Genomic DNA, 9416 nt, shown 5'->3' with positions numbered 1-9416 from the left:
GACCTACGCCATGTGGTGGATTCGCGCCTCGATCCAGGAGTACATCCTGCGATCCTGGAGCCTCGTGAAGATGGGCACCACGGCTGCGCAGAAGAAGCTGTTCTTCAACCTGCGCAAGGCCAAGAGCCAGATCAGCGCCTTTGAAGACGGCGACATGCATCCCGACCAGGTCCACCTGATCGCCACCAAGCTGGGCGTGCTGGACGAGGAGGTCATCTCCATGAACCGGCGCCTGTCGGGTCCGGACGCCTCGCTGAACGCGCCCCTGCGTTCGGACTCCGAGAGCGAATGGCAGGACTGGCTGGCCGACGACAATGCGCCGAGCCAGGAGACCGTGGTCGCCGACAAGGAAGAGCGCGGCCTTCGCATGGGCCTGCTGCAAGAGGCGATGGCCGAGCTGACCGATCGCGAGCGCCACATCCTGACCGAGCGTCGCCTGAAGGATGATCCCACGACGCTCGAGGAACTGGCTGGCCAGTACGGCGTCAGCCGCGAGCGGGTTCGCCAGATCGAGGTCCGCGCCTTCGAGAAGCTGCAGAAGACCATGCAGGCCGCCGCCGAAGACCGGAACCTGGTCAACGCCTGAGCCCGCCGACATACAGACGTCTGCGGCCGGCCCTTCCCAGGACCGGCCGTTTTCGTTTCAGGCGACCCGCTTGGCGGCCGGCGCGCTCTCGGCTGGCAGGAAGGCCGACAGGGCGGCCACGTGGAACGCCACCTGGGCCGGGTCGAGCCGGCGGGGATCGGCGACGGTGGCCAGGTAGCGCTGGAATTCGGCCGCGGCGCCAGCCAGCTTGATGTCGCCGGTTTTCACAGCCACAGACTGCAGGTCCGCGCCCTGGGCCTTCATGGCTCGCAGGGCCTGGATCGGATCGCTCTGCAGGGCGCCGGCGGCGGACTTCAGAATCTTGATCGCCTGGGTGATCCGCGATTTCTCCGGCGTGGCCCGGGTGTCGGAGCGGCGCTTCAGCGGACCCGTATAGTCGCCGGAGTTGAACCGCCGGCGGTCGGGGCCGACATAGGTCACCGCCTCGACCCAGTCGCGGGGTCGCAGGGTCACCGCCTCCAACCGCTTGAGCAGGTCGCCGGTGGTGAAGGGCTTGCGCAGGAATTCGTGCACCCCGGCGTCCCGGGCCCCCAGGACGGCGGCGGCGGTCGGCTGGGCCAGGATCATGACCACCGGCGCCTGGCGGCAGGCGGCCTCGCTGCGGCGCAGTCTGCGGGTGAACTCGATGCCGTCCACCCCGCCCCGCTCGGCGTGCTCGATGAAGACGATCTGCGGATCGATCCCCTTCAGCAGCTCCATGGCCTTGCCGGCCGAGGGCGCGATCCAGACCTGGCAATGGGTCAGGCTGCGCATGAGATCGGCCAGCATGCGGCTGCCCGGCGGCGACGGATCGATCACCAGCACCCGCTGGAGGGCGGGCGCCATGCGATCGATCAGCTTTCCGTCATCCTTGAACACTGGGGCTCGCTCCACGATTGGAGCGAAGGTGGCACGAGGCCGTAAAGAACCACTTACGGTCGCCGCCCCGCCTAACCCTGGAACGGATCCAGCATCATGATGATGTCATCCCGGTCGGGGCTGGTGGACAGCAGCACGGCCGGGGCGCCGATCAGCTCCTCGATGCGCCGGACATATTTGATCGCATTGGCCGGCAAGTCCTTCCACGACCGGGCGCCGCGGGTGCTCTCGCTCCAGCCCTCCATCTCCTCATAGATGGGCGTGATGGCGGCTTGGTCCCGCAGGCCGGCGGGCAGATAGTCGATCGTTTCGCCGCGCAGGCGATAGCCGACGCAGACCTTCAGGGTCTCGAAGCCGTCGAGGATGTCGAGCTTGGTCAGGACCGCGCCCTGGATGCCGCCGACGGCGATGGACTGGCGCACCAGGACGGCGTCGAACCAGCCGCAGCGGCGGGGCCGGCCGGTGACGGTGCCGAACTCATGGCCGCGCTCGCCCAACAGGCGGCCGGTCTCGTCGTTCAGCTCCGTGGGGAAGGGGCCCTCGCCCACCCGGGTGGTGTAGGCCTTGACGATGCCGAGCACATAGCCGCCAGCGGTGGGGCCGACGCCGGCGCCCGCCGCAGCCTGGCCGGCCACGGTGTTGGACGAGGTCACATACGGATAGGTGCCGTGGTCGACATCCAGCAGGGTCGCCTGGGCGCCCTCGAACAGGACCCGCTGGCCCTCCTTGATGGCGTCCCCGAGGATCCGCCAGGCGGGCTTCGCATAGGGCAGGATGCGCGGCGCGAGCTCTTCGAGCTGGGCGAGGATTTCGTCGGCTCGCGCCTCGGGAAGGCCGAGACCCGCCCGCAGGGCGCCGTGATGGGCGAGCAGGCGCTCGATCTTCACCTCCAGGGCCTCACGGTCGGCCAGGTCGGCGAAGCGGATGGCGCGGCGGCCGACCTTGTCCTCATAGGCCGGGCCGATGCCGCGGCCGGTGGTGCCGATCTTGCCGGCCCCGGCCCGAGCCTCGCGGGCCCCGTCCAGGTCGCGGTGCAGCGGCAGGACCAGGGTGGCGTTCTCGGCCAGGATCAGGTTGTCGGGATTGATGTCCAGGCCCTGGCCCTGGGCGCGGGTGATTTCGTCCAGCAGCGACCAGGGATCCACCACGACGCCATTGCCGATGATCGACAGCTTGCCCTGGATGACGCCCGACGGCAGCAGGGAGAGCTTGTAGGTCTTGTTCCCCACCACGATGGTGTGGCCGGCGTTGTTGCCGCCCTGGAAGCGCACCACCACGTCGGCGCGGTTGGCCAGCCAGTCGATGACCTTGCCCTTGCCCTCGTCGCCCCACTGGGCGCCGATCACCGTCACATTGGCCATTGAGATACGATCCTTCCGCCTGCCGAGCGGATCCGTCCCGCCCTTCGACAGGGCTCGGCGAGAGGATGTGATCGATTGTGGAACCCGCCGATGGCGCACGCGGCGCGGGGCAGGTCAGAAGCTGTAAATCAGTCGCACGCCAGCTTCGTCAAGACCCTGGTTCTTGCCCTGGTGGAAAATCTGGGCGTTGGAGATGTGGACCCAGGACAGTTCGGCGGCGAACCGCTCGGTGAATGTGTAGCCCAGGGAGAGTTCAGGCTGGAACAACAGCTTGGAGCCGAAGTCGATGCGGGTGTTGTAGAGCTCCAGGCGGCGGGCCACCTCGTCAGGGGTGAGGCCTGGCTCATTGACCGGCGGCAGCCCCGCCTCCCCGTCCGTATAGGCCAGGCCCAGGCCCGGCCGGACATAGAGCCGGTCTGTGACGCCGATCGGCCAGGACAGACCGGCGGCCACGAAGTTGCTGGTGTTCTCGCTGTTGATGGAGACGAAGGCGTGCGCCTGGGGATCGCCCCACAGGGCCGCGATGGGCTCGCTGCGCAGGCCAAGATGCAGGTCGATCCCGTCCTCGCGGCCCGCCGCGCCCGAGCCGATCGCCTTGCCGATGAAGGTGACGTCGTGGCCATAGACTCCGACCAGCAGGTCGGCGGCCTGGGCGGTCCCCGTCCAGACGAGACAGACAGCCGCACCGGCCGCCGCAATCCTCTTGCGCATCATGAATCGCCCCCAAACCCCATGCTATGGACCGCGCACAGATAAGCACGGTCGGCCGTGCGTTAAAGCCGTCGCGCGACGGCGGGCGGCAAGCTATTCAGGAATCCCATGACCCGACCCCGCTTCCACCTCGCCTTCCCCGTCCACGACCTGGCCGAGGCCCGCGCCTTCTATGGCGATCTGCTGGGCTGCGCCGAAGGCCGCTCCAGCCCCGACTGGATCGATTTCGACTTCCATGGCCACCAGATCGTCGCCCATCTGGCGCCCGATGAGGTCGGCCATCGCCAGACCAGCGCCGTGGACGGCGAACAGGTGCCGGTGCGCCACTTCGGCGTCATCCTGACCCTGGACGCCTGGCAGGATCTGGCCGACCGGCTGCAGGCCGCGGGCACGTCGTTCATCATCGCCCCGCAGGTCCGCTTCAAGGGCCAGCCCGGCGAGCAGGCGACCCTGTTCTTCCTCGACCCCTCCGGCAACGCCCTGGAATTCAAGGCGTTCGCCCACGACGACATGGTGTTTGCGAAATGAGTGTGACCCTCGCCGATATCGAGGCCGCCGCCGACCGGATCCGCGGCCTCGCCGTCGAGACGCCGCTGATCGAGAGCCCTGCGCTGAACGAGAAGATGGGCCTGCGGGTGCTGCTCAAGGCCGAGACCCTTCAGCGGGTCGGCGCCTTCAAGTTCCGCGGGGCCTATAACCGGCTGGTTCAGCTGGACGCCGACGAGCGCGCCCGCGGCGTGGTGGCCTTCTCGTCCGGCAACCATGCGCAAGGGGTCGCCCTGGCCGCCCGGCTGCTGGGCATCCCTGCCCTGATCGTCATGCCCAAGGACGCCCCGGCGGTGAAGGTCGCCGCCACACAGGGCTATGGCGCCGAGGTGCGTTTCTATGACCGGCTGACCGACAGCCGCGAGGCCATCGCGGCCGAGATCGCCGAGCAGCGTGGGGCGGTGGTGGTTCCGGCCTTCGACGACCCGCACATCATCGCCGGTCAAGGCACGGTGGGTCTTGAGCTGGTGGCCCAGGCCAGGGCCGTCGGCGCGAGCCTCGACGTGGTGGCCGCCCCGATCAGCGGCGGCGGGTTGCTGGCCGGTCTGGCCACGGCGGTGAAGGGGCTGAGCCCCCAGACCGCCATGGTGGGCGTCGAGCCAGAAGCCTTCGACGATACGCTGAAATCCCTGCAGGCCGGCGAGCGCCGGACCTTCAAGCCCACCGGCCGGTCCCTGTGCGACTCCCTGGAATCACCGGCTCCGGGGGTGCTCACCTTCCCGATCCTGCAAGAGACCGTGGCGGACGTGGCCCTGGTCAGCGATCGCGAGATCACCGACGCCATGCGCTACGCCTTCTCGACGCTCAAGCTGGTGGTCGAGCCCGGCGGCGTCGCGGCGCTTGCGGCCCTGCTGGCGGGCAAGATCGACGTCGCCGGCAAGACGAGCGTCGCGCTCGTCCTGTCCGGCGGCAATGTCGACCCCGAGCAGTTCGCCCAGGTCCTGCGCGGCGAAATCTGATCTCTCCAGAACAGGCGTCTGGAGCGCGTTCCGATAAGTGGGAACCGGTTATCGGAACAAAACGCGCTCAAGTCTTTGAGTTTAGAGGCGGTCCTCTGGCACGGCCGGACCCGGCGCCTCCCGGGGGGTGACCAGGCGGCCGAGCTTGGGCGCCAGCCAGCGCTCGAAGTCGTCCACGATCTCGTAGACCACCGGCACCAGCACCAGGGACAGGATGGTGGAGGTGATCAGGCCGCCGATGACCGCCACGGCCATGGGCTGGCGGAACTCCGCCCCCTTTTCCAGGGCCAGCGCCGTGGGCAGCATGCCGGCCGCCATGGCCACGGTGGTCATCACGATGGGCCGGGCCCGCTCGCGACAGGCCTCGATCAACGCCTCGCGCTGGGGCATGCCCTCGCGCTCGCGCTCGATGGTGTATTCCACCAGCAGGATCGAATTCTTGGCCGCCAGACCCAGCAGCATCAGGAAGCCGATCATCGAGGGGATCGACAGGGAGAGCTGGAAGGCCAGCAGGCCCAGGAAGGCTCCGCCCACCGCCAGCGGCAGGGCCGACAGGATCACCACCGGCTTGAAGAAGCTGCGGAACAGCAGGACCAGGACGGCGAAGATCATCGAGACCCCGGCGAAGATCGCCATGCCCATGGCGCCGAACAGTTCCTGCATGGCCTCCAGTTCGCCCGTGGCCGCGGGCGCGACCCCGTCCGGCAGGTTCTGCATGATGGGCAGGGCCTGGACCTTCTGGTTGGCGTCGCCGAGCTCCACGCCGTTGAGCTCGGCCTGGACGGTCAGCTGACGGCTGCGGTTCAGGCGGTCGATACGGGCAGGCCCCGCCTGGAACTCCACATCGGCCACGGCGCCCAGGGTGGTCGCGCCCCCCGTCGCGGTGGGCAGGCGCAGGCCTCTTATGGCTTCCAGATCGGTGCGCGCGTCGGCAGGCAGCCGCAGGCGGATGGGCAGACGGCGCTCGCCGATGGTCATCTTGGCCACATTGGCGTCGATGTCGCCGACCGTGGCGACCCGGGCCACGGTGGCGATCTGCTCGGCGCTGACGCCCAGGCGCGCGGCCTCGGCGGCGCGCGGCCGGATGATCAGCTCAGGTCCGGTGGGCGGCACCGAAGGCCGCGGTTCGGCGATCTCGGGCACGTCGCGCATCTGCCGCTCAAGCTCGAGGGCGGTCTCGCGCAGGGCGTCGGGATTTGTGCTGGTCAGCACGATCTGCAGACCGGCCTGACCCTGGCCATCAAGGAAGGTCACCCGGGCGTCGGGGATTTCACGAAGGGCTTCGCGCATCTCGCGACGGATCTCGTCGCCGGACAGATTGCGCCCTTCATCCAGCAGGACGGTCACCGTGCCGCTGCGCAGGTCGCTGCCCCCGCCGCCGCCGCCGCCGGGCCCCTGGGCCACCACGGTCGAGCCGATCTGGGCGAAGATGTTGGTCACCTCAGGCCGCTCGGAGAAGGTGCTCGTGATATCGCGGACCACGCCCTCCATATGCTCGGCCGTCGCGCCGGGCGGACCCTGGACGTTCACATAGAGATAGTCGGGATCCCCCGCCGGCTGGAATCCCTGGGGCAGAAGGGGAATCAGCGCCAGGGAGAGGATGAACAGCACCCCGCCGGCGATGCAGGCCACGATCCGGTGATCCAGGGCCCATTCCAGGGTGTTGCGATAGAAGCCCTTGAAGGGCTTGCGCTCCTGCGGATGGGCTACCGGCTTGAGCAGATAGGCGGCCATCAGCGGGGTGAGCAGGCGGGCCACCAGCAGGGAGAAGATCACGGCCACCGAGACGGTGATGCCGAACTCCCGGAAGAACTGGCCGGCCATGCCGCCCATGAACGACACCGGGGTGAACACCACCACGATCGACGCGGTGGTGGCCACGACCGCCAGGCCAATGGCGTCGGCGCCTTCCAGGGCTGCCTGGAAGGGCCGCATGCCGGCGACGATCCGTTTCTCGATATTCTCCACCTCGACGATGGCGTCATCCACCAGGATGCCGATCACCAGGGTCAGACCCAGCAGGGTGACGATGTTCAGCGAGAACCCGAACAGATTCATCACAAAGAAGGTGGGGATCAGCGACAGGGGCATGGCCACGGCGGCGATGGCCGTGGAGCGCCAGTTGCGCAGGAAGACGAAGACCACCAGGGCGGCCAGGCCCATGCCCTCCAGCAGGACGTTCTGGGTGGCGTGGAAGCTGGCGCGCGTCTCGTCCACCGAGGAGAAGATCTTGGTGAAGCTGACGCCGTCGTGCTGGCGCTCCAGCTCGGCCAGGGCCTCCAGAACCCCGTCCTCGACAGCGACGTCGCTGGAGTCGCGGGTCTTCATGACCATGAAGCCGACGACGGGCTGACCGTTCAGGCGGGCGAAGCCGCGGGGCTCCGAGGCGCCGTCGCCCACATCGGCGATATCGGACAGGCGCACAAAGCCGCCCTGGCCGGTGGGAATGGTCAGGTCGCGCAGGGCCTCAACGCTGCTGACGGCGCCCAGGACCCGCAGGTTCTGCTCCTGACCGCCGATGGTGACCCGGCCGCCGGGGGCGTCGAGGTCGAAGCTGCGCAGGGCGTTGTTGACCTGGGTCGCGGTCAGGCCGCGGGCGGCCAGGCGGTCGGGATCGAGGACGACGTTGATCTCGCGGGTCACCCCGCCGACCCGGGCCACCTGGGCGACGCCCTCGCTGGCCTGCAGGGCGCGGCCCAGGGTGTCGTCGACGAACCAGGACAGCTCCACGTCCGACATGCTGTCGGCGGCGACCGCATAGGTCATGATCGGCTGGGAATCGAGCTCCACCCGCTGGACCGTGGGCTCGTCGATCTCGCGGGGCAGCACCGCCCGCGTCTGGTCGATCCGCGAGCGGACGTCGTCGGTGGCCTTCTGAAGATCCTCGCCGAGCTCAAACTCGACATTGGTCACCGAGACGCCCTGGGTCACCGTCGAATAGATGTTGTTGACGTTGGGGATGCCGGCCAGGGCGTCCTCCACCGGCCGGGTGATCTGGGTCTCCATCTCCCCGGGCGCCGCGCCGCTCTGGGTCACCGTCACCGAGACCAGGGGGAACTGCACATTGGGGAACAGCTTCACCGGCAGACTTCCATAGGAAATCATCCCGGCCAGCGTCAGGGCGACAAAGAGGACGACGACGGGAATCGGGTTCCGGATCGCCCAGGTGGAAAGGCCGAGGGGGCGTTCGGCGCTCATTTCGCGGGCTCAGTCTTGGCAGATGGCGTGGACTGGGCCGCCGGCGCGGTCGTCGTCGCCGAGGCGCGAACCGGTCGGACCATGTCGTTTTCCAGCAGGAAGGAGCCTGCGCTCTCCACCACCAGGGCGCCGGCCGGAGGCCCGCGGACCAGCTCGACGAGGCCGCCGCCGCGGGCGCCGGTGGAGACCGAGACGCGCTTCACCCGATTGTCCTCGCCCACCACCATGACGCTGGCCCCGTCGCCGTCATAACGGACGGCGGTCTCGGGCACGGTCAGGGACGAGGCGCCGCCCCCCTGGAAGGCGGCGCTGGCGAAGCCGCCGGCGCGGATGTCGGGACGACTGGGCAGGCGGATCCAGACCTCGCCCAGTTGGCTTTCGGCGTTCACCTGCGGGCTCACCAGGCGCACCGTCCCCTGGACGGTCTCGCCGTTCTGCAGGGTCACCTGAACCGCCTGACCCTCGCGGATGCGGGCCAGATCGGCCTCGGACACCTCGGCCCGCAGCTCGATCAGGCCATCGCGGGCGATGACGAACCAGGGGGTGGTTCCGGCGCCCGACTGGTCGCCGGGGCGGACATTACGCGCCAGGACCAGGCCGGCCACCGGCGCGGTCACCGACAGCCGCGCCTGGCGGGCCCGAAGATCGGCGAGGCCGGCGGCCTGGGCGCGGGCCTGGGCCCGGGCGCTGCGGGCCTGGAACTGACGCTGTTCGATCTGTTCATTGGACAGGACGCCCTGGCCTTCGAGGCCTTCGACCCTGGCGGCCTGGCTTTCGGCCTGCTGGGCCTGCACCTCGGCCTGGGCCAGGGCGGCCTCCTGCTGCTGCAGCTGCGACTGGAGCAGCGCCCCGTCGAGGACCGCCAGGGTTTGCCCCTGGCGAACATAGGCGCCGGGCTCCACCAGGACCCGGGCGACGCGGTAGCCGGCGATCTCGGCGCTGACGGCGGCCTCCTCCCGCGGGACCAGGGGGCCGGAGGCGGCGACGGAGCCGGTGATGGAATGGGCGGCAACCGGTACGACGGTCACGGCGCGCGCCTGCTGCTCGGCGGTTTCCCGGGGCGCGTCCTCGCTGCAAGCCGATAGGGCGAGCACGCCGGCGATCATGACGATCAAGGCGGCGGGGGCTTTGCGGCGGGTGGCCGGGGAAGTCTTGATCTGCATCATGCCGTCCGCC

At 69.2% G+C, this 9416-nt stretch carries 8 protein-coding genes; 3 read left to right on the top strand and 5 right to left on the bottom strand.

From position 1 onward, the window contains the following. Window positions 1–586: sigma-70 family RNA polymerase sigma factor (locus Q7S93_RS16765; protein WP_304715346.1), on the top strand; the 586-nt coding region annotated here is incomplete at its 5' end. A 57-nt stretch (window positions 587–643) separates the two neighbouring features. Here Q7S93_RS16765 and Q7S93_RS16760 read toward each other — a convergent pair. The 3 genes from Q7S93_RS16760 to Q7S93_RS16750 all read right to left on the bottom strand — a co-directional run bounded on the left by Q7S93_RS16760 (window position 644) and on the right by Q7S93_RS16750 (window position 3537). Then, a complete protein-coding gene (locus Q7S93_RS16760; RefSeq protein WP_304715343.1) occupies window positions 644–1465 on the bottom strand; it encodes a response regulator in 822 nt (273 codons plus the stop codon). A 71-nt stretch (window positions 1466–1536) separates the two neighbouring features. Beyond that, complete coding sequence (locus tag Q7S93_RS16755; RefSeq protein WP_304715341.1) at window positions 1537–2826, bottom strand: adenylosuccinate synthase; 1290 nt, start codon at window positions 2824–2826, stop codon at window positions 1537–1539. Between the two features lie 114 nt (window positions 2827–2940). Beyond that, window positions 2941–3537 (bottom strand): acyloxyacyl hydrolase, encoded by a 597-nt coding sequence (locus Q7S93_RS16750; protein WP_370652195.1) that lies wholly within the window; start codon window positions 3535–3537, stop codon window positions 2941–2943. Between the two features lie 108 nt (window positions 3538–3645). Here Q7S93_RS16750 and Q7S93_RS16745 point away from each other — a divergent pair, with 108 nt between their 5' ends. Together Q7S93_RS16745 and Q7S93_RS16740 are read left to right on the top strand one after the other, a co-directional pair. Beyond that, on the top strand, window positions 3646–4065 hold the full coding sequence (locus tag Q7S93_RS16745; RefSeq protein ID WP_304715336.1) for a VOC family protein: 420 nt from the start codon (window positions 3646–3648) through the stop codon (window positions 4063–4065). Next, window positions 4062–5042, top strand: a complete 981-nt coding sequence (locus tag Q7S93_RS16740) for a threonine ammonia-lyase (protein WP_304715333.1) — start codon at window positions 4062–4064, stop codon at window positions 5040–5042. The genes Q7S93_RS16745 and Q7S93_RS16740 overlap by 4 nt, the downstream gene beginning before the upstream one ends. 81 nt (window positions 5043–5123) lie before the next feature. Here the strand turns inward: Q7S93_RS16740 and Q7S93_RS16735 are convergent, their stop codons facing one another. Beyond that, the gene (locus Q7S93_RS16735) at window positions 5124–8240 is read right to left on the bottom strand and encodes an efflux RND transporter permease subunit (RefSeq protein ID WP_304715332.1); all 3117 of its coding nucleotides are present in this window, start codon (window positions 8238–8240) and stop codon (window positions 5124–5126) included. Next, window positions 8237–9406 (bottom strand): efflux RND transporter periplasmic adaptor subunit, encoded by a 1170-nt coding sequence (locus tag Q7S93_RS16730; protein ID WP_304715328.1) that lies wholly within the window; start codon window positions 9404–9406, stop codon window positions 8237–8239. The genes Q7S93_RS16735 and Q7S93_RS16730 overlap by 4 nt, the downstream gene beginning before the upstream one ends. Between the last annotated feature and the right edge of the window lie 10 nt (window positions 9407–9416).

The sequence above is a fragment of the Phenylobacterium sp. genome (genome assembly GCF_030646615.1).
GTDB lineage: Bacteria > Pseudomonadota > Alphaproteobacteria > Caulobacterales > Caulobacteraceae > Phenylobacterium.
This window is presented reverse-complemented; position numbering and strand designations above follow the sequence as displayed.

What these genes read in the sequence shown, in the direction of transcription:
- Q7S93_RS16755 (WP_304715341.1), bottom strand. Translation starts at nt 2,826, where the DNA reads ATGGCCAATGTGACGGTGATCGGCGCCCAGTGGGGCGACGAGGGCAAG.
- Q7S93_RS16750 (WP_370652195.1), bottom strand. Translation starts at nt 3,537, where the DNA reads ATGCGCAAGAGGATTGCGGCGGCCGGTGCGGCTGTCTGTCTCGTCTGG.
- Q7S93_RS16745 (WP_304715336.1), top strand. Translation starts at nt 3,646, where the DNA reads ATGACCCGACCCCGCTTCCACCTCGCCTTCCCCGTCCACGACCTGGCC.
- Q7S93_RS16740 (WP_304715333.1), top strand. Translation starts at nt 4,062, where the DNA reads ATGAGTGTGACCCTCGCCGATATCGAGGCCGCCGCCGACCGGATCCGC.
- Q7S93_RS16735 (WP_304715332.1), bottom strand. Translation starts at nt 8,240, where the DNA reads ATGAGCGCCGAACGCCCCCTCGGCCTTTCCACCTGGGCGATCCGGAAC.
- Q7S93_RS16730 (WP_304715328.1), bottom strand. Translation starts at nt 9,406, where the DNA reads ATGATGCAGATCAAGACTTCCCCGGCCACCCGCCGCAAAGCCCCCGCC.